General features: G+C 70.3%; 22 protein-coding genes. 8 read left to right on the forward strand and 14 right to left on the reverse strand.

The features are described from left to right. Positions 1–57: 57 nt before the first annotated feature. Positions 58–1,092, reverse strand: a complete 1,035-nt coding sequence (locus ACQEU8_RS12745) for an ABC transporter permease (RefSeq protein WP_433099965.1) — start codon at positions 1,090–1,092, stop codon at positions 58–60. Between the two features lie 487 nt (positions 1,093–1,579). Between ACQEU8_RS12745 and ACQEU8_RS12750 the strand changes: the two genes are divergently transcribed. Further along, on the forward strand, positions 1,580–2,581 hold the full coding sequence (locus tag ACQEU8_RS12750) for a hypothetical protein (protein ID WP_433099967.1): 1,002 nt from the start codon (positions 1,580–1,582) through the stop codon (positions 2,579–2,581). A 30-nt stretch (positions 2,582–2,611) separates the two neighbouring features. On the opposite strand, the gene ACQEU8_RS12755 is transcribed toward ACQEU8_RS12750, so the two are convergent. The 7 genes from ACQEU8_RS12755 to ACQEU8_RS12785 form a co-directional block, all read right to left on the reverse strand. Continuing rightward, entirely contained in the window at positions 2,612–3,751 is a 1,140-nt protein-coding gene (locus ACQEU8_RS12755; protein ID WP_433099969.1) for an ABC transporter ATP-binding protein, read from the reverse strand. Then, the gene (locus tag ACQEU8_RS12760; RefSeq protein ID WP_433102349.1) at positions 3,741–4,721 is read right to left on the reverse strand and encodes an ABC transporter ATP-binding protein; all 981 of its coding nucleotides are present in this window, start codon (positions 4,719–4,721) and stop codon (positions 3,741–3,743) included. Before ACQEU8_RS12760 ends, ACQEU8_RS12755 begins: the two co-directional genes overlap by 11 nt. 5 nt (positions 4,722–4,726) lie before the next feature. After that, on the reverse strand, positions 4,727–5,689 hold the full coding sequence (locus ACQEU8_RS12765; RefSeq protein WP_433099971.1) for an ABC transporter permease: 963 nt from the start codon (positions 5,687–5,689) through the stop codon (positions 4,727–4,729). A 144-nt stretch (positions 5,690–5,833) separates the two neighbouring features. Continuing rightward, positions 5,834–6,757, reverse strand: coding sequence for an ABC transporter permease (locus ACQEU8_RS12770; RefSeq protein ID WP_433099973.1), 924 nt, complete (start codon positions 6,755–6,757; stop codon positions 5,834–5,836). A 6-nt stretch (positions 6,758–6,763) separates the two neighbouring features. Continuing rightward, positions 6,764–8,413 carry a peptide ABC transporter substrate-binding protein gene (locus ACQEU8_RS12775; RefSeq protein WP_433099975.1) on the reverse strand — a complete coding sequence of 550 codons (1,650 nt, stop codon included), beginning with the start codon at positions 8,411–8,413 and terminating at the stop codon, positions 6,764–6,766. 172 nt (positions 8,414–8,585) lie between these two features. Then, entirely contained in the window at positions 8,586–10,457 is a 1,872-nt protein-coding gene (typA, locus tag ACQEU8_RS12780; RefSeq protein WP_433099977.1) for a translational GTPase TypA, read from the reverse strand. 183 nt (positions 10,458–10,640) lie between these two features. Further along, positions 10,641–12,965, reverse strand: a complete 2,325-nt coding sequence (locus ACQEU8_RS12785; RefSeq protein WP_433099979.1) for an ABC transporter family substrate-binding protein — start codon at positions 12,963–12,965, stop codon at positions 10,641–10,643. A gap of 321 nt (positions 12,966–13,286) precedes the next feature. Between ACQEU8_RS12785 and ACQEU8_RS12790 the strand changes: the two genes are divergently transcribed. The 7 genes from ACQEU8_RS12790 (at position 13,287) to ACQEU8_RS12820 (ending at position 20,502) form a co-directional block, all read left to right on the forward strand. Next, on the forward strand, positions 13,287–13,901 hold the full coding sequence (locus ACQEU8_RS12790) for a Uma2 family endonuclease (protein ID WP_433099981.1): 615 nt from the start codon (positions 13,287–13,289) through the stop codon (positions 13,899–13,901). Between the two features lie 125 nt (positions 13,902–14,026). Continuing rightward, entirely contained in the window at positions 14,027–14,314 is a 288-nt protein-coding gene (locus tag ACQEU8_RS12795; protein WP_433099983.1) for a hypothetical protein, read from the forward strand. An 82-nt stretch (positions 14,315–14,396) separates the two neighbouring features. After that, positions 14,397–15,248 carry a hypothetical protein gene (locus ACQEU8_RS12800; protein WP_433099985.1) on the forward strand — a complete coding sequence of 284 codons (852 nt, stop codon included), beginning with the start codon at positions 14,397–14,399 and terminating at the stop codon, positions 15,246–15,248. Positions 15,249–15,264: 16 nt separating this feature from the next. Then, a complete protein-coding gene (locus ACQEU8_RS12805; protein ID WP_433099987.1) occupies positions 15,265–17,277 on the forward strand; it encodes a fumarate reductase/succinate dehydrogenase flavoprotein subunit in 2,013 nt (670 codons plus the stop codon). 53 nt (positions 17,278–17,330) lie between these two features. Continuing rightward, positions 17,331–18,131: a succinate dehydrogenase/fumarate reductase iron-sulfur subunit gene (locus ACQEU8_RS12810; RefSeq protein ID WP_433102351.1), complete on the forward strand. Its 801-nt coding sequence runs from the start codon at positions 17,331–17,333 to the stop codon at positions 18,129–18,131. 75 nt (positions 18,132–18,206) lie between these two features. Further along, the gene (locus ACQEU8_RS12815) at positions 18,207–19,748 is read left to right on the forward strand and encodes a sensor histidine kinase (protein WP_433099989.1); all 1,542 of its coding nucleotides are present in this window, start codon (positions 18,207–18,209) and stop codon (positions 19,746–19,748) included. A gap of 67 nt (positions 19,749–19,815) precedes the next feature. Next, on the forward strand, positions 19,816–20,502 hold the full coding sequence (locus tag ACQEU8_RS12820) for a response regulator (protein ID WP_433099991.1): 687 nt from the start codon (positions 19,816–19,818) through the stop codon (positions 20,500–20,502). An 88-nt stretch (positions 20,503–20,590) separates the two neighbouring features. Here ACQEU8_RS12820 and ACQEU8_RS12825 read toward each other — a convergent pair whose 3' ends face one another. The 6 genes from ACQEU8_RS12825 to ACQEU8_RS12850 form a co-directional block, all read right to left on the reverse strand. Further along, positions 20,591–21,316, reverse strand: coding sequence for a phosphatase PAP2 family protein (locus tag ACQEU8_RS12825; RefSeq protein WP_433099993.1), 726 nt, complete (start codon positions 21,314–21,316; stop codon positions 20,591–20,593). Positions 21,317–21,452: 136 nt separating this feature from the next. Continuing rightward, the gene (locus tag ACQEU8_RS12830; RefSeq protein ID WP_433099995.1) at positions 21,453–22,340 is read right to left on the reverse strand and encodes an ABC transporter permease; all 888 of its coding nucleotides are present in this window, start codon (positions 22,338–22,340) and stop codon (positions 21,453–21,455) included. Next, positions 22,337–23,314, reverse strand: coding sequence for an ATP-binding cassette domain-containing protein (locus ACQEU8_RS12835; RefSeq protein WP_433099997.1), 978 nt, complete (start codon positions 23,312–23,314; stop codon positions 22,337–22,339). Before ACQEU8_RS12835 ends, ACQEU8_RS12830 begins: the two co-directional genes overlap by 4 nt. Then, positions 23,301–23,855, reverse strand: a complete 555-nt coding sequence (locus ACQEU8_RS12840; RefSeq protein ID WP_433099999.1) for a lasso peptide biosynthesis B2 protein — start codon at positions 23,853–23,855, stop codon at positions 23,301–23,303. The genes ACQEU8_RS12835 and ACQEU8_RS12840 overlap by 14 nt, the downstream gene beginning before the upstream one ends. Continuing rightward, positions 23,852–24,112, reverse strand: coding sequence for a lasso peptide biosynthesis PqqD family chaperone (locus tag ACQEU8_RS12845; RefSeq protein ID WP_433100001.1), 261 nt, complete (start codon positions 24,110–24,112; stop codon positions 23,852–23,854). Before ACQEU8_RS12845 ends, ACQEU8_RS12840 begins: the two co-directional genes overlap by 4 nt. Further along, positions 24,109–26,043, reverse strand: a complete 1,935-nt coding sequence (locus ACQEU8_RS12850) for an asparagine synthase-related protein (protein WP_433100003.1) — start codon at positions 26,041–26,043, stop codon at positions 24,109–24,111. Before ACQEU8_RS12850 ends, ACQEU8_RS12845 begins: the two co-directional genes overlap by 4 nt.

Consider the following 26,043-nt stretch of genomic DNA (forward strand, 5'->3'; position numbering starts at 1 on the left):
CCTGACTGATGCCGTACGGGGTGGCAGCACCCCCCACCACTCGGTCGCGTCTGGCCCTCATCGGCCCGACTTCGGGTCGAACGCGTCCCTGACCGAGTCTCCGAGCAGGTTGAACGCGAGGATGAAGATCACCATCGCGCCGCCCGGGAAGAACATGTAGGTGATGTCGCTCTGGTAGACCTCGGCGCCCTTGGCGAACATCCGGCCCCAGTCGGGGGTCGGCTCCAGCAGGCCGACGCCGAGGAAGGAGAGCCCCGCGATGGCGGTGACGTTGTTCGGCAGCATGTAGGTGGCCTGCACCAGAATGGGCGTCACCAGGTTCGGCAGCAGCTCCTTGCGGACGATGCGTCCCGGCGGCGTACCGGCGACCTTCGCGGCCTCGATGAACTCCCGCTCCCGCAGGGACAGCGTCTGGCCGCGCAGCAGGCGCGCCAGCGTCATCCAGCCCAGCAGCCACATCACGTAGATGATCACGCAGGACCGCAGCCAGGTCGGCATCTCGTCCTGCGGAGGCACCAGCATGGCCCCGACGACCGGCGTGAACGCCACGAAGAACAGCTGGTTGGGGAAGGACATCATCAAGTCGGTGAACCGGCCGAGGAAGTAGTCGACCTTGCCCCCGAAGTAGCCGCCCGCGACGCCGATGACGATGGCGGTGAGCACCGAGAGCAGCGTGACGACCAGGGCCAGCGAGAGCGAGGTGCGGATCCCGTAGATCAGCTGCGTGAACACGTCCCGGCCCAGCCCCGGCTCCAGCCCGAACCAGAACTCGCCGTCGATGCCGCCGTTGGGCTTCACCGGGTAGGCGTTGTCGTTCAGCAGGGTCGGGTCCAGCTCGCCGTAACGGGTGTAGGGGTCCTTGCCGTAGAGCTTGGAGATCACCGGGGCCAGCGCCGCGATCAGGAAGAAGGCGAGCACGATGCACGCCGAGATCACGCCCGTACGGTCGCGCTTGAAGCGCAGCCACATGAGCTGGCCGGGGGACCGGCCCGCGAGTTCGCCCCCCTTGGCAACTCGCGTAGAACTCGCAGCTGCGTCATCGGGGCCAGGGGTCTCGGCCTCGGCTGCCGCAGCTTGGGAAGGACTCGTCATCGCGTGTGTGCTCCCGCGCTCAAATCTCGCCGGAACCCGAATCGTTGGGCGTGATGCGGGTGGGTTGAGCCGGACTTTGGCAAGCCAATTACGTACCAGTCAAGGGGTGTTGGACCAGCTGAACGCCGTCCACTGGTTTCTTGAGCGAACGTTGCGCAGATCGAGGTCGCAACGTGCTTGACATCACAGGCACCGAACGGACATAGCAGCAAAAGTACGAAGGAAACGCCTTAACAAACCCGCAACCCAGCCGACGTCTCACCGATATCCGAGACCGCCGCCCTGAAGTTCGTACGACCCCAACTCCTCCGTCCGGCTGGATTCGTGGCGTTCCCATGCGCGAGCGATGTGCACCGTGCGAACATTGGCGCGCGGTCGCAAGGGCGTGCGTCGCGGCACAGGGGGGCGCTTGTAGCCGGACGGCGATCACAGGTAGACACGGGGAGATCTGGGACGTCGCGACACCGCACAAACGGGGGGCCGGGCCATGGGCCAGGACAGAACGCTGGCGCGCGGGGCGCGTGCCTTCGGGTCACTGCTGACAGCCGCACTCGCGCTGGTCAGTCTGGCGTGGATCATCCGTGACTTCACCAAGGCCCACGAGGTCGTCGACGTCTGGTGGAACTGGGCCGGTCTGCCGGCCCGCGCCGAGGACGGGGTGTGGGTCACCTCTTTCCTCGAACCGATGCTGTTGCTGCTGTACTCGGTCGCCGCCGTGACGGCGTACCGTTCCTCCTCGTCCGGGGCGATACTGACCTGGACCGGGCTGCTGACGGTGGCCGTACGCACCCCCGGCCTGTGGAACCTCAACGCCGACTGGATGCAGGGCGTCCCCGACGGGCTGCTGAGCAAGGTGCTGTTCAGCACGATCGCGGCAGTCGTCATCGGGGCCGTACTGATCATCACCGCCGTCGCGGGCCGCCGCCCCGCCCAGTCCACCGACGGCTACGGCCTCTCGGCCGCGCCCGACCCCGCCGACGAGCCGCCCGCCGGTCCCACCCGGAGCGGGGCCGTGGCCGCCTTCCTGCTGCTGGGCTCCAGCGCCGTGGTGCTCGCCGCCTGGGAGATACGCGCCTGGCAGCAGACCGGCTGGGACCGCTATGAGACGACGCTGACCGGCGAGCGGACCATCGTGCGGCTGCTGGACGCTCCCTCGGGCTGGGTGCTGTGGGCTGTCGTACTGCTCAGCCTGGTGGCCGCGGTCGCGGCGCTCGCCGGTGTGCCCTTCGCCCGCCCGCTCGGCCTGATCGTCGCCGCCCCGCTGCTGGCCGTCGGCATCTTCGCCGTGGCGTACGGCATCAAGATGGAGCTGTTCGGGCACTTCGGCGACCTCGGTATCGAGGGCCGGCTGCGCCTGCTCACCAGCGCGTTCGAGGTCGCCATCGGCCTGGCCGTACTCCTGGCGCTCTCCCGCGGCGAGCAGCGCGACCCGCAGCGCGTCCCGGGGTACCAGGGCGGTAGCGCGTACGGACACGCGCCGCAGACCTGACGGCCGTCCGCGAGCTGCCCCCCTCGCGCCTCAGCCGCCCACCGGGGGGATCACCGCGGTGCGCTCGGCGGCGAAGTGGCATGCCGAGGGATGGTGCACGGGCTGCTCGGGAAGGGTGTCGGCGAAGTTCTCCGGGACGGCCAGCGCCGGCTCCTCGACGGCGCAGCGCTGCTGGGCCTTCCAGCACCTGGTGCGGAAGTGACAGCCCGAGGGCGGGTCGGCCGGCGAGGGCACATCGCCCTCCAGCACGATGCGCTCCCGCCCCTCCTCCGTCTCCGGGTCGGGTACGGGAACGGCCGACAGCAGCGCCTGGGTGTAAGGGTGCGTCGGGTGCTCATAGATCTCGGTCTCGGTGCCGATCTCCACGATCTTGCCGAGGTACATCACGGCGACACGGTCGGAGATGTGCCGGACGATCGACAGGTCGTGCGCGATGAAAATGTAGGACAGCCCGAACTCGTCCTGCAGCTGGTCCATCAGATTGACCACCTGCGCCTGCACCGACACATCCAGCGCCGAGACCGGCTCGTCGGCCACGATGATCTCCGGCCGCAGCGCCAGCCCTCGCGCGATCCCGATCCGCTGCCGCTGACCGCCGCTGAACTGATGCGGGTACCGGTTCACATACTCCGGATTGAGCCCGACCACATCCAGCAGCTCCTGCACCTTTCGCCGCCTGTCCCCCTTCGGCGCCACCTCCGGGTGGATGTCGAACGGCTCCCCGACGATGTCCCCCACCGTCATCCGCGGATTCAGCGACGTGTACGGGTCCTGGAACACCATCTGGATGTTCCGCCGCACCGCCTTCAACGCTCGCCCGGACAGCCTGGTGATGTCGTCGCCCTTGTAGCGGATGGTGCCTGCGGTGGGCTGTTCGAGGTGGGTGACGAGCTTGGCGACGGTGGACTTGCCGCAGCCGGACTCGCCGACGATGCCCAGCGTCTCGCCCTTGCGCAGGTCAAAAGAGACACCGTCGACGGCCCTGACCGCGCCGATCTGCCGTTTGAAGACGATGCCCCGCGTCAGCGGGAAGTGCTTGACCAGGTCCCGCACCTCCAGGATGGCCTCCCGCCCGGCGCGCGCCTTCTCCGCTCGCGAGCTGGTCAGCAGCATCTGCGCCGCCCAGCCTTCCTCCCGGGCCAGGCTGCGCCCCGAGCGGTCAGCGTGCATCGAACATCTCCTTCCAGAAGTGGCAGGCGCTGCGCCGGCGTTCGGAGACCTCGTACAGCGGCGGCTCGTCCGTACGGCACACGGCGCGTGCCATGGGGCAGCGCGGGTTGTAGGCGCAGCCTGGCGGGATCTCCAGCAGGCTCGGCGGCATTCCCCGGATGACGCTGAGCTGCTGCCCCTTCTGGTCCAGCCGCGGGATCGAGTCGAGCAGGCCCCTGGTGTACGGGTGCGCGGGCGTCCGGTACAGCTCGCCGACCGCGGCCCGCTCCACGATGCGGCCCGCGTACATCACCGCGATCTTGTCGGCCACGTCCGCGACCACGCCCAGATCGTGGGTGATGAGGATGAGCCCCATGGTGAACTCGCGCTGGAGTTCCGCCAGCAGCTCCATCACCTGTGCCTGTACGGTCACATCCAGCGCCGTCGTCGGCTCGTCCGCGATGATCAGATCCGGCTCCAGCGCCAGTGCCATCGCGATCATGATCCGCTGCCGCATCCCGCCGCTGAACTGGTGCGGAAAGTCCCCCACCCGCTGCCGGGCGGCCGGGATCCGCACCCGTTCCATCAGCTCCACGGCCCTGGCCTTCGCCTCCTTGCGGCTCAGGCCCTGGTGGACACGGAACATCTCAGCCAGCTGGTAGCCCACCGTCAGTACCGGATTGAGTGACGAGAGGGCGTCCTGGAAGATCATCGCCATTCCGGAGCCGCGGATCTTCCGCCGCTCCTCCTCGGGGAGCATCAGCAGATCCTGGCCCTGGAAGAGGATCTCCCCGCTCGTGATGCGGCCCGGCGGCATGTCGAGGATGCCCATGATCGCCTGCGCGGTCACCGACTTGCCCGACCCCGACTCGCCCAGCACCGCCAGCGTCTCCCCCGCCTCGACGCTGAGGCTCACGCCATTGACGGCCTGGGCCACCCCGTCCCGGGTACGGAACTCGACATGCAGGTCACGGACGTCCAGCAGGCTCACCGCGCTCACCTCAGCTTCGGGTCGAGGGCGTCGCGCACCGCGTCGCCGAGCATGATGAACGCCAGCACGGTGAGGCTGAGCGCGGCGGCGGGGTAGAGCAGGATGTGCGGCGCGTTGCGGAACTGCATCCCCTGGGAGGCCGCGGAGATGTCCGCGCCCCAGGAGACGGTGGGCGGCTGGAGGCCGACGCCGAGATAACTGAGCGTGGCCTCCAGCGAGATGTAGGTGCCCAGCGCGATGGTCGCGGTCACGATCACCGGCGCGACGGCGTTCGGCAGGATGTGCCGCACCATCATCCGTACGTTGCTCGCACCCAGTGCCCGCGCCGCCTGCACATAGTCGTTCTGCTTGGCGGTGATGACGGATCCGCGTGCGATACGGGCCACCTGCGGCCAGCCGAGCAGCACGATGAAGGTGACCACCGTCCACACGGAGCGGCTGCCGGTCATGGAGAGGAAGACCAGTCCGCCCAGGACGATCGGGATGCCGAAGAAGATGTCGGTGACGCGGGAGAGCAGCGCGTCCCACACTCCGCCGAAGAACCCCGCGAGTCCGCCCAGCAGACTGCCGAGCACCGCTACCCCCGCCGTGGCACAGACGCCCACCGTCACCGAGGTACGGGCCCCGTAGACGACCCGCGTATAGACATCGCAGCCCTGTGTGTCGTACCCGAACCAGTGCCCCGCCGCGGACGGGTCGAGGGAGCGGCCGAGCCGGCAGGAGAGCGGGTCCTGCGTGGCGATGAGGCCCGGCCAGACCGAGATGAGCAGCAGAAAAGAGATGAGCAGCCCCGCGATCACGAACACCGGGTTGCGGCGCAGGTCGTACCATGCGTCGGACCACAGACTCCGCCCCTTCGCGGGCTGCGCTCCCCCGGGCGAGGGCGGCGCCCCCCGGCCCTCCTTCCCCTCCTCCTCGACCAACTCCGTGGCTTCCCCGGGCCCTTCAATAGCAGGCGTCCCCGTCACAGCACCGCCCCACTTCCCGCAGCCACCCGAACACGGTGGTGCGAGCCGCTTCGGCGGAGGGAGCGGGGCAGTGCCCCGGAGCGGGGTCGCGCACCTGCGCGAGGGGGCAAGCCACCGTCGGCGGCGTAAGGGCGGGTGGGTGGGTTACGCATAGCGGATCCTCGGGTCAAGCACCGCGTACAACAGATCGACGAGCAGGTTCGCGAGGAGGAAGACGATGACGAGGATGGTCACGAAGCCGACGACGGTCGGCGAGTTCTGCCGGACGATGCCCTGCCACAGCTGAAAGCCGACCCCCTGGATATTGAAGATCCGCTCGGTCACCAGCGCCCCTGCCATCAGGTTGCCGACGTCCGTACCCAGAAAGGTGACGACAGGGATCAGCGAATTGCGCAGCAGATGCCGCACCGTCACCCGCCTCCGCGACAGCCCCTTGGCGATGGCCGTCCGCACATAGTCGGAGCGGGCGTTCTCCGCGATCGATGTCCGGGTCAGCCGGGTGACGTAGGCCAGCGACACCAGAGCGAGCACAAGGCCCGGCAGCAGCAACTCGTTCACCGGGGCCGCGGGCGAGACAGCGGGGGCGATCCAGCCCCATTTCACGCCGAGCAGATACTGCGCGATGCTGCCGGTCACAAAGGTCGGTACGGAGATGACGACGAGGGTCATCATCAGCACCCCGGAGTCGATCGGCCGCCCGCGCCGCAGCCCGGTGACCACACCCAGCACAATGCCGACGAGGATCTCGATGACGATGGCGACGATCGCGAGCCGGATCGTGATGGGAAAGGCCGTGCCCATCAGCTCCGTCACCGGCTGGCCGTTGAACGCGTTGCCGAAGTCACCCGTGAAGATCTTGCCCATGTAGAGCCCGTACTGCTCCCAGATGGGCTTGTCGAGATTGAATTCCTCGCGCAGTTGCCGGGCGGTGGCCGGGTCGGGGGCCCGCTCCCCGAACAGCGCGTTGACCGGGTCGCCGACGGCATACACCATCACGAAGATGAGAAACGTGGTCCCGACGAAGACCGGGATCATCTGGAGCATGCGTCTGATGACGTAGCGCCCCACGGCGGCTCACTTGACCCTGATGTCGGTGAAGACCGGCACGGAGAAGGGGTTGAGATTGACGTTGCTGACGCGGCTGGAATAGCCGGCGTTCCCGTTCTGATACCACAGCGGAATCGAGGGGAAGGTGTCCAGGATGCGCTTCTCCGCCTGCTGGAAGAGGCCGACGGCGGACTTCTCGTCGGTGGCCTCGTTCGCCTTGTCGATGAGCTGGTCGACCTTGGTGTCGGAGAAGCCGGAGTCGTTGGAGGAGGCGTCGGTGTAGTAGATGGGCTGGATGAAGTTCTGGATGAGCGGATAGTCCATCTGCCAGCCGGTCCGGAACATCCCCTTCATCTTCCGGTCGGTGATGTCGGAGCGGAATTCGCCGAACGTCGGCACCGGGTTGATGGTGCAGGCGTTGTTCTTGCCGAGGGTGCGGTTGATGCTGTTGCAGACGGCCTCCATCCACTGCCGGTGGGAGCCGGTGTCCACATTGGAGGTCAGGGTGATCTTCCCACCCGGAAGTCCGCCGCCCTGTTTGATGAGCTTCTTGGCGCCCTTGGGGTCGTACTTGCACACATCGCCGCACAGCCCGGGCTTGTAGCCGCCCTTGGTCTTCAGTACGGGCGAGGTCAGATCGGTCGCGGGCTCGCGGGTGCCGTGATAGATCTCCTCGGTCACCTCCTTCCGGTCGATCGCCTTGGAGAGTCCGCGGCGCACCATGGCGGCCTTCTTGCTCTGCCATTTCTTGTCGTACATGGGGAAGGACAGGCTCTGGGTGATGCCAGCGGGCTGGTTGATGTAGCGCCCGTCCAGATCGCGTTTGGCGTTCTTGAGCTGGCCGGCGGGGAGTTCGTCGACGATGTCCAGGTTTCCGGCCTGGAGATCGGTGTAGCCGGTGTTCTGGTCGGTGTAGACCTTCAGCTCGACGCCCTTGTTCCGGGGCTTGTCCTTCCCGGCGTAGTGCGTGTTCCGGGAAAGCTGCATCGACTGGCCCTTGGTGTAGGAGTCCACCTTGTACGGGCCGTTTCCGACCGGCTTCTTCAGCCAGCCGCTGTGGTCGGTGAAGAACGACTTCGGCAGGGGTGCGTAGGCGCTGTAGCCGAGGGTCTGCGGCCAGAGGGAGAACTTCTGGTTGAGCTTCGCCGTGAAGGTGTGGTTGTCCTGCACCTTCAGTCCGGACAGCTTCTTCGCCTTGGGCTTCCCCTTCTCGGGGTGGACGTCCTCATAGCCCTCGATGTACTGGAAGAAGTACGAGTTGATCTGCTTGTTGGTGACCAGCGCCCCGTAATTCCAGGCGTCCACGAAGGACTTGGCCGTCACGGGGGTGCCGTCGGAGAACTTCCAGCCCTTCTTCAGCTTGATGGTGAAGTTCTGCTGGTCGTCGCTCTCGATGGACTCGGCGACGGCTTTCTCGGCCTCACCCGTGACCGGGTTGTACTTCATCAGCCCCCGGGAAATCATGTCGAGGACCTTGCCGCCCTGCACCTCATTGGTGTTCGCGGGCTCGACCGGGTGCTGCGGATCGGTCCAGAACGCGCGTACGACCCCGCTCTGCGCGCCGCCCGTGGCACTCCCGGCGCTGGAGCCGCCGCCACATGCCGTTGCCGTCAGAGCGACCGCCCCGGCGGCGGCGAGCGCCCGCCTCGTCATGCTGCTGCGGGTGGCTCCACGCATGGGTGCCTCCTGGGTGCGCTGGGGGTACGAGTACGCCTCTCACCCACATAACACCTTTTGACACCATATGCCTGGCTGCCTTGCCCGCCGGGGAACAGGCCTGAACCCGTTTGGGCGAGACGCGAAGGGCCCCCACCCGCCGGGGTGAGGGCCCTTCGTTGCAAGGGTTCGGCTACCGCTTGGCGCGAGCCGCCGCGCGGGCCCGCTCTTTCATGTCCAGGTTCACCTTGCGGATGCGCACCGTCTCCGGCGTCACCTCGATGCACTCGTCCTCGCGGCAGAACTCCAGCGCCTGCTCCAGCGAGAGCTTCCGCGGTGGCACCAGGTTCTCCGTCGTATCGGCGGAGGCCGCCCGCATGTTGGTGAGCTTCTTCTCCTTGGTGATGTTGACGTCCATGTCGTCGGAGCGGGAGTTCTCCCCGACGATCATGCCCTCGTACACCTCAGTGCCCGGCTCGATGAAGATGGTGCCGCGCTCCTGGAGGTTCATCATGGCGAACGGCGTCGCCACCCCGGAGCGGTCCGCGACCAGCGAGCCGCTGCGCCGGGTGCGCAGCTCGCCGAACCACGGCTCGTGGCCCTCGAAGATGGAGTGCGCGATGCCCGTACCGCGGGTCTCGGTCAGGAACTCCGTACGGAAGCCGATCAGCCCGCGGGAGGGGACGAGCCACTCCATGCGCACCCAGCCGGAGCCATGGTTGGTCATGGTCTCCATCCGGCCCTTGCGGGTCGCCATGAGCTGGGTGATGGCGCCCAGGTGCTCCTCGGGGGCGTCGATGGTCATCCGCTCGACCGGCTCGTGCAGCTTGCCGTCTATCTCGCGGGTGACGACCTCGGGCTTGCCCACGGTCAGCTCGAAGCCCTCCCGGCGCATCGTCTCCACCAGGATGGCCAGCGCCAGCTCACCGCGGCCCTGCACCTCCCAGGCGTCGGGGCGCTCGGTGGGCAGCACCCGCAGCGAGACGTTGCCGATCAGCTCGCGGTCCAGCCGGTCCTTGACCAGCCGCGCGGTGACCTTGTGCCCCTTGCCGCCCTTGCCGACCAGCGGAGAGGTGTTCGTACCGATGGTCATGGAGATGGCCGGCTCGTCCACGGTGATCAGCGGCAGCGCGACCGGGTTCTCGGCGTCCGCCAGCGTCTCGCCGATCATGATGTCCGGGATGCCGGCGACCGCGCAGATGTCGCCGGGACCGGCCTCGGCGGCGGGCTTGCGGGTCAGCGCCTCGGTCATCAGCAGCTCGGTGATCCGTACGTTGTGCACGGAGCCGTCCCGCTTCATCCAGGCCACGGACTGGCCCTTCTTCAGCGAGCCCTCCTTGACGCGCAGCAGCGCGATCCGGCCCAGGAAGTTGTCGGCGTCCAGGTTGGTGACGTGCGCCTGGAGCGGCGCGCCCTCCTCGTAGGTGGGCGCGGGCACCGTCTCCAGCAGCGTGCTGAAGAACGGCTCCAGGCTGTCGCTGTCCGCGGGCACCGCGCCGTCGGCGGGCTGGGTCAGCGAGGCGACACCGTCACGGGCGCAGGCGTAGACGATGGGGAACTCGATCTGCTCCTCGTCCGCGTCCAGGTCGAGGAAGAGGTCGTAGGTCTCGTCCACGACCTCGGAGATCCGGGCGTCGGGCCGGTCCGTCTTGTTGACGCAGAGGATGACCGGGAGCCGCGCCTGGAGCGCCTTGCGGAGCACGAAACGGGTCTGCGGCAGCGGGCCCTCGGAGGCGTCGACCAGCAGCACGACCGCGTCCACCATCGACAGGCCGCGCTCGACCTCGCCGCCGAAGTCGGCGTGACCGGGGGTGTCGATGATGTTGATGGTGACCGGGTCACCGCCGTCCTTGGGGTGGTACTTGACCGCGGTGTTCTTGGCGAGAATGGTGATGCCCTTCTCGCGCTCCAGGTCGTTGGAGTCCATCACCCGGTCGTCGACGGATTCGAGCTGGTGGGCCGCGAAGGCTCCGGCCTGCTTGAGCATGGCGTCGACCAGGGTCGTCTTGCCGTGGTCGACATGGGCGACGATAGCGACGTTACGGATGTCGTGGCGCGTGGGCACTGGGGGGTGTCTCCCGGGTTGACGGATGGGCCGCGTGACCGCCTGTGCGGCCGGTTCGCGCTCCCTGACGCCGGGCAGGACTCGCCGCGGCCTCGTCAACCATGGTACGGGCCGTCGCGCGAAGCGCCGGACGGGGCCGCTGTGCGGTCCGTCCGGCGCTCGGTGGGCAGCTCAGGGGCGGGTTCAGCTCCTGCGGTAGCCCATGTCCTCGTATACGGGGGTGGAGAAGCCGAAGGCGCCCACATTGACCAGGTTCCGCTTGGCCGCCACCAGCTGGGGCCGCTGGTAGAGCGGCAGCGAACCGGACACCGCCCAGATCCGCTGGTCGGCCTTCTGCATCAGCTCCCGGTGCCGTCCGTCGTCCAGCTCGCCCGCCGCCTGCTCGAAGAGCTGGTCGATCCGGTCCGTACCGACCCGGGCGTAGTTCTGCTCGACCAGCAGCGAGCCGTCCGACGCGGGCCGCGGCTTGGCGAAGATCGGCCGCGCCTCGGTGGCGGGGAACGCCGTCGCGGGCCACGAGTACAGCGCCAGGTCGTAGTCGCCCGCCGCGATGTGGTCCTTGAAGTAGCTCTCGCCGGGCACTTCCTTGATCTGCGTACGGATGCCGACCTCGTTCAGCATCCGTGCGATGCGCTTGCCGGTGCCCCGCAGCTGTGCGGACGCCTTGCCGCCCGGCAGGACGAACCGCAGGGCGAGGGGTTTGCCGTTCTTGCTGCGCACCGCGCTGGCCGGGTCGCCCGCCAGCAGCCGTAGTTCCCGGGCCGTCGCCTGCACCTTCCCGGCCGTCTCCAGCGCCGCCCTGGCGCGGCTCAGCTTGCGCTCGGAGCCGGCCTGTCTGGCGGAGGCGAGGCTGGAGTGCGCGGCCTGCTCCAGGATGGCGCCCCGCTGGGCCGTGGCCGAGACGGAGAGGCCCAGCGGCTTGTCGACGACCCGGGCGATCTGGGCGGCGGTCAGCCGGACGACGGACGCCTCGGCCTCCGAGCGGTGCGGCGCGCGGCCCCCCGCTTCGGGGGAGCCGGCCGCGCCGGGCGGCTCGGCGGGCCCGCCGTCGGCCCGCTTCTCCTTCTTGTCGTGGTGCCCCGCGCGGGCCTTCGCGGCCTTCTCGGCGCCCGCCCCGCCGAGACCGCCGGTCTTCCAGCCCGCGTCGGCCAGCAGGGACTGCGCGGAGTCGACATCGGCGCTGCCGAAGTCACCGCTGTTGTCCTGGTAGCCGTCCTGGTTGGCCATCCGCAGATGGCTGCCGAGCGGCTTGTCCGGCAGCCCGGTCCCGGCCAGTGCCTTCTCGGCCAGTTCCGCGCGGTCGATGGCGCGGGCCACCGCGCGGCGTACCCGCTCGTCGGCGAGCGGTCCCGCGGCGCCGTTGAGGGTGAGCTGGGTGTAGGCGGGGTCCAGCGCCCGGCGCACCTCGTATCTGCCCAGATGGCGTGCCGCGGCGGCGCCGAGCTGCTTGCGGGCCTCCCGTTTGCGCGCCTCGCGCTCGGCCTCGCGCTTCTTGGCGTCCTTCGCGTTCCGGGCGGTGTCGGGGCGCCCGGGACCGCCCAGCCCGTTCGCGGCGGCGATCCGCTTGGCCCCCGCCGCGCTGACGTCGGCGACGTCCACCTTCCCTTTCGCCAGCGCCTTGGGCTGCTCGTCGCGGGGTACGGCCGTCAGCACCAGACGGTCCAGCTTGGCGCGCTCGCCCCACCACCGCGGGTTGCGTTCCAGGACCGTACGGTCGCGGTTCTTGCCCGTCTTGACGACGCGGAACGGGCCGGCGACGGCGGGCAGCGCGCTGCGGACGCCGTCGTTGAAGGCCTTGGGGCTGCTCATCGCCTGCTTCGGGTAGAGCGGGGTGAACAGCGAGCGCCAGTCCGCGTAGGGCTTGCCGAAGACGACCTTGACCTCGTCGGCGCCCTCGCCCTTGGTGACCTTCTTGATCCGGTCGTATCCGGCGTTCCGTGCCGTCCAGTAGGCGTTGTTCTTGCCGCGCAGCGCCTTCCACTGGGCGCGGAAGTCCGCAGCGCCCAGCCGGCGCCCGTCGCTCCAGCGGGCCTTCGAGTTGAGCTTGTAGACGACGGTCTGCCGCGGTTCGGTCTCCGTGACCTCGGCGCTGCGCAGGAAGTCCTCGTCGACCTGCGGCCGCCCGCGCTGGTCGAGGGTGAACAGCGTGGGCAGGGCTGCCCCGGCCACTTGCTTGGTGGCCTCGGTCGAGTCCGGCTGGAAGACGTTGAAGGTGGTGGGGGCGTCGTCCACCGCCCAGCGCAGGGTGCCGCCGGAGGCGACCTGCTGCCGCTCGGTGGCCCGTACGTCGCCGCTGCTGCCCGCCGAGCCGCTGCCGTTGTTGACCTCGGCGTCCTGCGAGTCGGAGCCGCCGCAGGCGGCCAGCGGCAGTGGCAGCAGCGCACCGGCGACGAGCGCCGCCGCCCAGCGCCGGTTCCGGCGGGGCCGGACGGTCGCGGCACGGCTGAGGGGCTCCCCTGGCTGTGGCGGCCTCGGGGGCCTTCGTGATTCGGCTGGGACGGCTCGCATGCTGAAACCTCCGGGGCTGGCCGCGCGTCCGCGTACGTCCACTTTCGGCGGTTTTGGCGGCTCATCACATCTTTTCGCCCCACTGAAAGCGAGCCCACGCCTGAGGCCGGGAAGACACGTCGTACGGAGCACACATGCCACTCATGCGGAGCAGCCCGGCGACGGGCTGCGGGGGCGCACGTCTCGGCTATCGCACCCCCGCGCCACTCGAAAGAGGCAACGGACAGGGAAACCCCGCACACGGCTTCGGACCGGGCCACAGGATGCTCCCGGGGTGTCCGGCCCCGGCGTAATCTGGGAGAGCCACGAGGAGGACCAGCGATGACCGCCGAACCTGTGACGGAGCCGGTGAAGGCCATGGACCCCATCGACCTGCTGATCGCGGTCGAGGACGCCTCGGATGAGGCGATCCGGCCCGAATACATCGAGGGAATGGTCGTCGTGCCACCGCACCCGGACTACCAGCACAACGACGTGGCGCTCAGCCTCGTCATTCAGCTCCGTGAAGCCGGTTTCCGCCATACCGGGGTGTGCACCGGCTTCCGGGCCGCTCAGGGATCCACTACCTGGAGCCTGGTGGTCCCGGACTTCTTCGTACTCCACCGCCGGCCCAGCGATTTGGACGAGGCTTACCGCAAGGCTCACCGCGGCTGGTACTCAGCCGATCTGCTGGCCCTCGTGGGCGAGGTCACCTCCAGCAATCATGAGGTGGACTCAGGACCGAAGTACCGGACCTATGCCGCTGCCGGAGTCCCCGTCTACGTGCTGATCCACCGCAAGGAAGGCAAGGCGTACGCCTTCTCCGACCCGGTCTCACACGAAGGTGACGACCGCGAGGCGTCGTACAAGACAAAGTGCGAGGTCGAACTCGGGCTTCCGCTTCCCCTCCCTGCCCCCTACCCTGCCCTCGACACCTCCGCGTTGATCCGGGACTGAGCGGCCCGCAGGGTCACGTACGGGCGGAAAGGCGTGTCGCACCCTTCACAAGCGGGAGTGTGACGCGCAACACTCGCCACGCGCATCGACCACGCCAGCCGCACCACCGCGGAGGTGGGCAAGTCATGTCTCTGCACGATGAATTGGCAGCCGCTCAGCGCTGCCTCGACGATCTCGCACGCTGCGTCAGCCGCCTCGAGGGACACATCGGCACCGGCCTGGAGATCCGGCGGGTACGCAGCGACGCCGAACATCTGAAGGAGTCGCTTTCCCTGCTGAGTGCTACCGCCCCGCGGCCGAGGACCGAGCCGCACGCCGAGATGGTGACCATCCCCGACCAGCCCTACGACCCGGGCCTGTGGACGGATGTCGACGACGAGGGGCTCGGAGCGCGCGACCGGCACGCACCGTGACTCGTTGGACAACGAGTCGTTGAAGGCAGGCCCTTGCTGCCCGGGCCTGCCCTGATCCCAGCCGTCTCATCCGGAGAAACCGTTGGCCACTGGCACCGAACCCCAACAGAGCACGGGGCCCCGACCTCCCGCGGGCCCCCAGCCAACCGGCGTGCACACCAGCACGCGCGCCGCCATCGCCGAACCCCACCTGCGCAAGGACCGCTGGTGGCTCGCGCCCGCCGCCACCGCGCTCGGGCTGCTGGCGTTCGTCGTCTACTCGACGTGGCGCGCGTTCGCGAACGCCGACTACTACCACGCGCCGTACGTCTCGCCGTTCTACTCGCCCTGTCTGGCGGACAACTGCGCGTCGATGAAGGACGGGCCCAACTGGGGCCTGTTCGGTGAGTGGTGGGGGCTCTCGCCCGCACTGCTCATCCTGATCTTCCCACTGGGCTTCCGGCTCACCTGCTACTACTACCGCAAGGCGTACTACCGCGGCTTCTGGGCCTCTCCCCCGGCCTGCGCGGTGGCCGAGCCGCACAAGAAGTACACCGGCGAGACCCGCTTCCCGCTGATCCTGCAGAACATCCACCGCTACTTCTTCTACGCGGCGATGCTCGTCGCGGTGATCCTCACCTGGGACACCGTGCTGGGCTTCCGCGACGCGAAGTACGAGTGGGGCCATATGGGTCTGGGCACGCTGGTCTTCCTCGCCAACATCGTGCTGATCTGGGCGTACACCCTCTCCTGCCACTCCTGCCGGCACATCGTCGGCGGCAGGCTGCGGCACTTCTCCAAGCACCCGGTGCGCTACCGGCTGTGGGGCTGGGTCGGAAAGCTCAACGAGCGGCACATGCTGCTCGCCTGGGCCTCGTTGCTCAGCGTGGCGCTGGCGGACTTCTACGTCTACCTGCTGGCCACCGGCGCCTTCACCGACCCGCAGCTCTTCTGAGAGGGACAACAGCGACATGGCACACGTCGAACGTCAGCAATGGGACGTCGTCATCGTCGGCGCGGGCGGCGCCGGACTGCGGGCCGCGATCGAGGCGCGGGAGCAGGGCCTGCGTACCGCGGTGATCTGCAAGTCCCTCTTCGGCAAGGCCCACACGGTGATGGCCGAGGGCGGTATCGCCGCCAGCATGGGCAACGTCAACGAGGGCGACAACTGGCAGGTGCACTTCCGCGACACCATGCGCGGCGGCAAGTTCCTCAACCAGTGGCGGATGGCCGAACTGCACGCACGCGAGGCACCCGAGCGGGTGTGGGAGCTGGAGACCTGGGGGGCGCTGTTCGACCGGACCCCGGACGGCCGGATCTCGCAGCGCAACTTCGGCGGCCACGAGTATCCGCGCCTCGCCCACGTCGGCGACCGTACGGGCCTGGAGCTGATCCGTACGCTCCAGCAGAAGGTCGTCTCGCTCCAGCAGGAGGACTTCAAGGAGAGCGGCGACTACGAGGCGCGCATCAAGGTCTTCCAGGAGTGCACCGTCACCCAGGTCTTGAAGGAACCCAGCCCGAACGCGGGGGAGCCGGACCGGGTCTCGGGGGTCTTCTGCTACGAGCGCGAGAGCGGCCGGTTCTTCGTCATCGAGGCACCCGCGGTGGTGCTGGCGACCGGCGGCATCGGCAAGTCGTTCAAGGTGACCTCCAACTCCTGGGAGTACACCGGGGACGGGCACGCGCTGGCGCTGCTGGCCGGGGCCTCGCTGATCAACATGGAGTTCGTGCAGTTCCACCCCACCGGCATGGTCTGGCCGCCGTCGGTGAAGGGCATCCTGGTCACCGAGTCGGTGCGCGGCGACGGCGGGGTGCTGCGCAACTCCGAGGGCAAGCGGTTCATGTTCGACTACGTCCCGGACGTCTTCAAGGAGAAGTACGCCGAGACCGAACAGGAAGCCGACGGCTGGTACGAGGACCCCGACAACCACCGCCGCCCGCCCGAGCTGCTGCCCCGCGACGAGGTGGCGCGCGCCATCAACGCCGAGGTCAAAGCGGGGCGCGGCTCCCCGCACGGCGGTGTCTTCCTGGACGTTTCCACCCGGATGCCCGCCGAGACGATCAAACGCCGACTGCCCTCCATGCACCACCAGTTCCGCGAGCTGGCAGACGTCGACATCACGGCCGAACCCATGGAGGTCGGCCCGACCTGCCACTACGTGATGGGCGGAGTGGACGTCGACTCGGACACCGCGGCGGCCCACGGCGTGCCCGGGCTGTTCGCGGCGGGCGAGGTCGCGGGCGGAATGCACGGCTCCAACCGGCTGGGCGGCAACTCCCTCTCCGACCTGCTGGTCTTCGGCCGACGGGCGGGGCTGTACGCAGCGGAGTACGCACGCGGCTGCGCCCAGGAGCGCCCCCGGGTGGCGGACGAGCAGATCGACGCGGCGGCGGCCGAGGCGCTGCGGCCCTTCGGTGTCGGCACCGCGGCGGACGACGAGGCGGTCGAGGGCGCGGAGGAGCTGGTCGAGAATCCGTATGCGGTGCACCAGGACCTCCAGCGGTCCATGAACGACCTGGTGGGCATCATCCGCCGCGAGGAGGAGATGTCGGAGGCCCTGGAGCGCCTCGCCGAGCTGCGTGAGCGGGCCCGCCGCGCGAAGGTGGAGGGGCACCGGCAGTTCAACCCCGGCTGGCACCTCGCTCTCGATCTGCGCAACATGCTGCTGGTCAGCGAGTGTGTGGCCCGCGCCGCGCTGAACCGTACGGAGTCGCGCGGCGGGCACACCCGCGACGACTACCCCGAGATGGACCGCGAGTGGCGCCGCGCCAACCTCGTCTGCACACTCGCCGCGTCCTCCCCGGAGTCCCCCGTGCCCGCGGCCGAGGCAGGCGCGGCAGGAGCCGAAGCGGAGGCGGGCCGCGCCGGGCGGATCGCGCTGCGGCGCCGCGAGATGCCGCCGATCCGCAAGGACCTCCTTGAGCTGTTCGAGAAGGAGGAGTTGATCAAGTACCTGACCGACGAGGAGCTGACGAGCGAGTGACTACCCAAGCGCATCACGGTGCGGGCCCGGGAACCGAGGGCATCGATGGCGCGGTGAGCGGCGGCGCCCCGGACACGACGCGGCCGGAGACCAGCTACGACGCGCACTTCAAGGTGTGGCGCGGGGATGTGGACGGCGGCGGTCTGGAGGACTTCACCGTCGAGGTGAAGGAGGGCGAGGTCGTTCTCGACATCATCCACCGCCTCCAGGCGACCCAGGCCCCCGACCTCGCGGTCCGCTGGAACTGCAAGGCGGGCAAGTGCGGCTCGTGCAGCGCGGAGATCAACGGGCGGCCCCGGCTGTTGTGCATGACCCGTATGTCGGTCTTCGACCGCGCCGAGACCATCACGGTCACCCCGCTGCGTGCTTTCCCCGTCGTCCGCGACCTGGTGACCGACGTCGGCTTCAACTACGAGAAGGCGCGCCAGGTGCCCGCCTTCGTGCCGCCGCCGGACCTGGGTCCCGGCGAGTACCGGATGCAGCAGGAGGACGTCGGGCGCTCCCAGGAGTTCCGCAAGTGCATCGAGTGCTTCCTGTGCCAGGACACCTGCCATGTGGTCCGCGACCACGAGGAGAACAAGGCGGCTTTCGCCGGGCCCCGCTTCCTGATGCGGGTCGCCGAACTGGACATGCATCCGCTGGACCGCGCCGAGGACACCGGCCTGGACCGTAAGACCACGGCGCAGGACGAGCACGGACTCGGCTACTGCAACATCACCAAGTGCTGTACCGAGGTCTGCCCGGAGCACATCAAGATCACGGACAACGCCCTGATCCCGCTCAAGGAACGGGCCGCTGACCGGAAGTACGACCCGCTGGTGTGGCTCGGCAACAAGATCCGGCGCCGGACGTGAGGCGGCCGGGCGGCCGGTGACTCTTCGACTTTCGGCAGTGTCACCGGCCGCCCCCGGCGCTCTACCGTCGGCCCTGTGACCGACGCACGAAGTCAGACCGCCACCCACGCCCTCACCGCCGCCGCCGGGCTGGCGGCACTCCTCGGAGTGCTCGCCGGACCGTGGTGGATCGCACCGGCCGCCGGCTGTGCCTTCCTCGCCGGGCGGCGTCCGGGCAGCGCCCTCGTACCGGGGCTGTTCCTCGCCGGGGCACTCGCCGCGAGCATGACGGCGGCCCTCGCCCATCCCGCCTGGCTGACGCCGGGTACGCGGTTCGTCGCGGTGGCGCTCACCGCCGGGATGCTCTCGTGGTTCGCCGGCCGCTTTCTGCGGCAGTACCGGGAGCTTGCCCGTGCGGGCTGGGAGCGGGCCGAGCAGCTGATGCGGGAGCGCGAACTGGTCGCCGAGCAGGCCCGGCTGCGCGAGCGGTCCCGTATCGCACAGGACATGCACGACGCGCTCGGCCATGAGCTGAGCCTGCTCGCCCTCTCCGCCGGTGCCCTCAAACTGGCGTACGGCCTGGAGACGGAGCACCGCAAGGCCGCCGAGGACATCAGGAGCCGCGCCGAGACGGCCGTCGACCGGCTCGGCGAAGTCATCGGCGTACTGCGGGAGACGGCGGAGGACGCCCCCACCCGGCCGCAGGACACCAGCGTCCGGCGCCTGGTCGAGGAGGCGTCGGCCGCGGGGCTGTCGGTCACGGCGCGGATCGGCGCGGGGCTGTCCGTCACGGGGCGGAACGCCGCGGGGCTCTCCGTCACGGGGCGGAACCCCGCGGGGCTCTCCGTCACGGGGCGGATCGAGGGCGAGCCGGACGACGACGCCGACAGCCCGCCGCCGCACACGCTCCGGGCCGCGTACCGCGTCGTGCAGGAAGCGCTGACGAACGTCGCCAAACATGCGCCGGGTGCCCACGTCACGGTCGATGTGGCCCACGAAGCGGACGCGATACGGGTCGCGGTGGTCAACGGTCCCGCTGCCGGAGCGGAGAGCGCGGACGACGCCAGGCCGCGTGCAGGAGGGCGCGGGCTGATCGGGCTCGACGAGCGGGTCCGGCTCGCGGGCGGTAAGTTCTGCTGCGGGCCGACGCCCAAGGGCGGTTTCGCCGTACGGGCCACGCTGCCGCACACCCGTATGCCCCAGCCGGCCGCCTCGGCCGCCCCTGCCACGCCATACGCCCTGCCGTACGCCGGCGCGCCCGTGCTGGAGCAGCGGCACGCCCGGCGCAGGCTGGGCCGTAGGGCGCTCACCGCCGTCACCGCCTGTCTTACGCTGAGCGCCCTGCTGGGTGGCGCGCTGACCTGGTGGGACATGCTGGTGACCGAGCGGGCGGTGCTGTCGGCCGAGGACTTCGGCCGGCTGCGGGCCGGGCAGCAGCGGGCGCGGATCGCCCCGTACCTGCCCGACGAGCAGACCCGGCACCGGCCCGAACACGCCCCGCCCCCGCCGCAGAGAGCCGGAACGACGTGCGAGTACTACGCGATGACCGCCAACCCGTTCGACGACCGCTCCGGAGACGCCTACCGGCTCTGTTTCCGCGCGGACACGCTGATTTCGGCCGAGGCGCTGCGGGCGTGAGGGGCCGCGAGGGGGTTGCGGGTGTGAGGCTCTGCGAGGGAGTTCCGGGCGTGAGGGGTTGCGAGCGATGACCGTACCGACGATCCGGGTACTGATCGCCGACGACGAACCCATGGTGCGTGCGGGCGTACGGGCCATCCTGGGCACCGACCCCGCCATCGAGGTCGTCGCCGAGGCGGGTGACGGACACGAGGCCGTCGAACTGGCGCGACTGCACCGCCCAGACGTGGCCGTGCTCGACATCCGGATGCCCAAGGCCGACGGCATCGAGGCACTGGCCGCGCTCGGCCGGGCCGTACCCGGCACCCGTGCCGTGGTCCTGACGACGTTCGGCGAGGACGACTACATCCTCCGCGCACTGGGCGGCGGCGCCGCCGGCTTCCTGGTCAAGGCCGGAGAGCCGGAGGAACTGCTCGCGGGCGTACGGGCGGTGGCCGACGGCGCCGCCTACCTCTCCCCGAAGGTGGCGGCCCGCGTCGTCGCCCATCTCGCGGCGACCGACGCCGGATCGGCCGCCGGACGCCGCGCCAGTGCCCGTACCCGGGTGGACACGCTGACGGCCCGCGAGCGGGAGGTCCTCTCGTATCTGGGTGCCGGACTGTCCAACGCCCAGATCGCGCGGCGCCTGCGGGTGGTGGAGGGCACGGTGAAGGCCCATGTCAGCGCCGTACTGGCGGGTTTGGGCGTGGACAACCGCGCGGCTGCGGCGGTGGTGGCCCACGAGGCGGGATTGGTGCCGCCGTCCATGGCTTAGTGCTTGGCCGGCATGAGGGCGGGCTGCGCCCCGTAAGGGGCGCGGGGAACTGCGCGACAAGCCACAAGCAACCCGCGGCCTGCGGACGTCAGGAAGGGGCACCCCGTTGCCAAGACGGGGCGGGGGGAGCCGCAACATGCCGCCGGGGCCACATGAGCACTGCCGCACCCGCGAACGCGGCCCCCAGCAACGCGCCGGCCAGCACATCGTGCGGATAGTGCACTCCCACCAGCACGCGCAGCAGCGCCGCGGCGCCGGCCAGTGGGAGCGTCAGGGCCGCGAGGCGGGGCAGTGTCAGGGCGAGGCCCACCGCCAGTGCGGCGGCCAGCGTGGCGTGGTTGCTGGGGAACGACCAGTCGCCCGGAGGCGGGCACTCCGCGACGGGCTCGATTCCGGTCAGCGCCCGGCACGGCCGCTCCTCGTCCGCCACCAGCTTCAGCGCCTCGCTCGCCGCGTACGCCACGACCGTGCCGACACCGGACAGCACCGCGCCCACCAGTCGCGGGTCCTTCGCGCGCCCGTCGCGCCAGCCGCACCACGCCACCCACAGCAGCAACAGGCCGAGGGCAACCAGAGTGCCCTCGGTGGCCAGTTCGAAGAGCCCACCCAGCCAGCCGGGCCCGTCCCCGGCGACTCCGCTCACCTCCCGGTAGACGGACGCCGAGGCCCCGTCCGTGATCCGTACCGGCGCTTCCCTGCCGAGCCCGCCCGGCGAGAGAGCCAGCACTCCGGCGCCGCCGACCAGCAGTACCGCCACCGCACCGAGCGGCCCGCGCACAGCCGACCGCCGTCGTATTCCTCGTTCCGTGGACATGGCACGGACGCTATGGACGGCATCCGGCCACCGGCCCGGCCCGAAAGTCGCTCCGCGGGTTGGTCGTTCGTCAGGGTTGACCGGTCGGCGTGCGTACGACTGCCCGCGGCAGTACGGCTGTCCGCAGGCGGTACCGCTACCCGCGGCGGGCGAAGCGCCGGGCAGCCGCGCAGAGCATCAGAACTGCGAGCACGGTGACGAAGCAGACCTCAAGGGCCACCGGCGGGGTCCAGCCCGCGATCTGCGGCGGGCCCGCGTAGCCGCCCATGTCGAGTTCGCCGGGCAGGGTGCGGCGTACCGCGTCGACAGCGTAGGTGAGCGGGTTGAGGTGGACGACTATGCCCAGCCAGCGGGGCAGCCCGCTGGGCGAGAACATCGCGCCGGACAGGAACATCAGCGGCATCAGAGCCAGCCCCATCAGGACCTGGAAGGTCTGGATGCGCTGGATGGTGACGGCCGCCAGCATGCCGCCCACAGTGAACAGCAGTGCGATGACGGCCACTTCCAGCAGCGCGACCAGCAGCAACGGATGGTAGGCGATGCCGACGGTGCCGGAGATGGCGAGCACCAGTCCGCCGTAGACGGCGCCACAGGTGGCCCCGCCCAGGGACAGGCCCAGCAGCAGACTGACCCGGCGTACCGGCGCGACCATCGCCTGCCGCAGCATGCCGCTCTGTCGGTCCATCACCACGGAAAGGCCGACGGCAAGCGCGGGGGCCTGGGTCGCCATCACCAGGACGCCGGGGAAGAGGAAGCTGCGGAACTGTTCGAAGGCGTCCCCTGTCGTGGTGCCCATCGACTCCAGCCCGGTGCCCATCACCAGCAGGAACATCACGGGTGTCACCAGCCCCATGACGATCTGCACCTTGGTGCGCAGCAGCCGCACCATCTCGCGGTGCCACAGCACACGGACCGCCCGCAGCTCGCGCGCGAGCCGCGCCCGCCCGGCCCCTGCCTCCCCCGCCGCCGGAAGCCCGGGTGGCGCGGCCCCGATGCCCTGCGGTACTGCCTGTACGGCGCTCATCGCCGCCTCCCCACGTCGTCGACGGTCAGCGGGCCGCTGCGTTCGGCACGGATGGTGCGCCCGGTGTGGTGCAGGAACACATCGTCGAGCGAGGGCGGGATCACGGTCGCCGACAGCACCGGAATGCCCGCCTCCGCACAGAACTTCGGGACGAACGCCGCACCGTCCGCGACACTCAGCCGCACCCCGTCCTGGCCGGACGACGCCTCGATCCCGAAGCGCTCCCGTACGACACGTACCGCGTCCGCGTCGTCACGGGTCCGCAGCAGCACGGTGTCGCCGGCCACCTCCGCCTTCAGCTCGGCCGGGCTGCCCTCCACCTCGATCTGGCCGTTGTCGATGATTGCCAGCCGGTCGCAGTGCTCGGCCTCCTCCAGGTGGTGCGTCGTCAGGAAGAGGGTGATGCCGCGCTCCTCCCGCAGCCGGTGCAGGTGCTCCCAGATGACAGTGCGGGTCTGCGGGTCGAGGCCGGTGGTCGGCTCGTCCAGGAAGAGCACCTGCGGTGCCGTCAGCAGCCCCCGCGCGATCTCCAGCCGGCGCCGCATGCCGCCGGAGAACTCCCGCACCGGCCGGTCCCGGCACTCGGTCAGGCCCACCAGATCGAGCATCGCCGCCACTGCGGGGCGACTCTCCCGCCAGGGAACGCCGAACAGCTCCGCGTGGAAACGCAGCGCCTCCTGCGCCGTCAGGTCCAGGTCGAGCGTCGTCTCCTGGAAGACGAGCCCGATGCGTTCGCGGACCGCGTGCGGCTCGGTCACCACATCGTGCCCGCCGACGAAGGCGCGTCCCACGGTGGGCCGCAACAGGGTGCACAGCATGCTGATGGTCGTCGTCTTGCCCGCGCCATTCGGCCCGAGGAACCCGAACGTCACCCCGCGGGGCACGGCCAGGTCGAGCCCGACGACCGCCGGGGTGTCGCCATAGGTCTTGCCCAGATCCTCGGTACAGACGGCCAGCTCGTCAGTCGTTCCCATGGTCTGCTCCCTCCCCCGTCCCGTCGCCTGTGCGGAGCGGCTTCCGCGCGGGGACCGGCGCGCCGTACCGCTGGGCGCGGACCGGATGGGCGCGCACTGGGCGGCCGCGCGCCGGGCGCGCGTTCCGCGGCTGGGCGCGTACGGCGATCACCGTGCGGAACGCGCCGATGGCCTGGCCCTCCCCAACCGGTTCGCCGTCCACCTCGATCCACGCGTGCGCCCCGAACGGCCTGGTACGGAACCCGGAGCACCAGTCCGGCCATTCGCCGTGCAGACGGCACAACAGTGCCGCGGCGACGGACCGTTGCAGACAGCCGAGCCCGGCGCAGCGCACGCTCACCGAAACGGCCGCCTGCCGCGCGTACAGTGCGCGCTCCCGCCCGGCGGGCCGGGCACCACGGCTGAGCACCGTCAGAACCCGGCGCAGCCGGCCCGGCTTCAGCTTCACCAGCAGCCGGGCCGCCCCGACCGCCAGCCGTGCCTCCAGCTGCCGGTGCGGCGCCAGCCGCACCGCACGCTCGCCCACTCCTGGCAGACTCATCGCGCCACCAGCAGTCCTGCGGCCTTGAGCGCGTCGACCAGACCGCGCACATCCGCGATGGCCCGCTCCAGGAACTGCGGGCCGGCGGCGGTCAGCTGCTCGGCCGCCTCCCGCGCGGTTCTGCCCTCCAGCAGCAGCCGCAGCGCGGTGGCACCCGAGCCGTTCAGCCGCCAGAAGCGGCCGTCCTTCTCGTTGAGCAGCACCACTCCGGATTCGGTCTCGGTCAGGATGACCTCGCGGGGCAGAGCGAGCGTCATGATGCCTCCTTCAGCGGGGACGTCGGCGATGTCTTCTGCGCGGCCCGTGCGGGGGCCTCCGGCGGGGGCGGCGGGGCGGTGTGCGGCAACGCAGGGCGGGTGTGCGGGGAGCGCAGCCAGGCCTCGACGGCGACGGTGTTCTCCAAGTGCGCCGCGTAGCGGCCCTGGTCGGGCGGGCTGAGCAGTGCGGCACGCAGCGCGTCGGCGTCGGCGAGGCCGCGCGCGGCCAGCCGCAGCCCGGCGCACATCTCGACGGCCGCCCCCTTGCCGCGCGCCAGGCCCTCGTACAGCTCCGCGCTGAACTCGCCCTTGTCGGTACGGTCGAGAATCTCCTGCGGGACGATCCCGCGCATGGCCGCTGCCAGCAGCGGCTTGAAACGGCCGGAGGGCATCCGCTCGGACAGCCGTACGGACAGTGCTGCCTCGATCACCCGGTCGTCGAGGAACGGCGCCTCCCAGGCGATGCCGTACCGCGCCATGGCCCGCGCGGTCTGCCGGATGGTGGTGCCCTCGAAGGCGAGGTACTCCAGCACCTGGTGCCCGAACCGGTCGCCGTCCAGCGGCGGCGTGCCCGCCCGGGCCTCCGCCAGCAGCGCCCCGCGTACCAGATCGACGGCCTCCGGTGTGCTCCAGGCGGGCATCCGCAGCTCACCCGTCCAGCCGAAGCCGACCTCCCAGCGCTGCGGCGGCGGACCGGTCAGCCGTCCGGCGAGGGTGCGCAGGCCCGTGGAGAAGTCCGAGCGGTCGGCCAGCCCGCGCACGGTCGCCGGAAGCGACCAGCGGTTGAGGAGTTGGCGACGGCGGATCTGCGGGAGGGCAGCGCGGGGCTCGGTGCGGAGCATGGCCCACAGCCCGTTGGGCAGCGGGCCGAACAGCTCGTCACCGCCGAGCCCCATCAGATGCAGCCGGGAGCCCGCCTCGGCCGCCGTGTGCGACAGCGCCCGCAGATGGGGGCCGCCCCAGCGCCAGTTGAGAGGGCCCTCGCCACCGTCGGGTTCGTCCGTTCCGTCCACGTCGCCGACAGCGAGGCCGAACAGCCGCGCTGAGTGGTCCTGTGCCAGCTCGGTGTGGTGCACGGTCTCGCCGAAGTGCGCGGCGGCCCGCTGGGCCCAACGGTGGTCGGGATTACGCGGATCGAGCGGAACCGCGTGGTAGGTGCGGGTGTTCGCCCCCACGTCGTCCGCGACGAAGCACAGCGAGGTGGAGTCCAACCCACCGGACAGATCCGCGCTGAGCGTGCCCGCCGTCTCCGCCCGTACGCGCACGGCCTCCCGAAGCGCTTCCCGTAGCGCTGCCGCGGCCTGCGGCAGCGGAGTCTCCGGCGCGGGCCGCTGCCACCAGCGCCGCTCTCGCGCGGTCCCGTCGGGTGCGAGCTCCAACCAGTGCCCCGGGGTGACCGCCTCCACCCCGCGCCATACCGACCGGTCGGACAGCGGCCACGGCACGTACGGCGTCAGCAGCCGGGCAGCGAGCGCGGCCTCGTCACACGACGCCTCGGCGAGCGCTGCCAGCGTCGCGGGGCTCCCCGCGGCAACCGTGACGCCCGCGACCCGGACGGTGAACACCTGCCGCGCCGTCGAGAGCGCCCCCTGCACACGGACCCGCCCCTCGAAGCTGGCCACCAAGTGGCAGCAGCCCACCGTCGAGCGGGCGACCCCGTCGAGATCGGTCAGCGATCCGGTCCCGTCCAGCGCACTCTGAATCCGGTCGGCCGCGAGCCGGACGTGGCCGAACACCGCCAGCCGCCGCTCCCCGGAGACGAACACCTGCACCGCGTCCCCTGCTCCCTCACCATCCCCTCCCCAGTCCCACCAACCGAGCAGCCAGGGCCGCCCGGAGGCATGCGGTATCACCGTCGCAGCACCGAGCGCCGGAGTACGCGCAACAAGGTCCTGTGCAGCCGGATGGTCGGGAAGAACAAGAAAGTCCAT

Origin of the sequence: Streptomyces sp. CA-250714 (assembly GCF_050936705.1) — a bacterium.
In the GTDB taxonomy this organism is placed as follows: Bacteria; Actinomycetota; Actinomycetes; order Streptomycetales; family Streptomycetaceae; genus Streptomyces.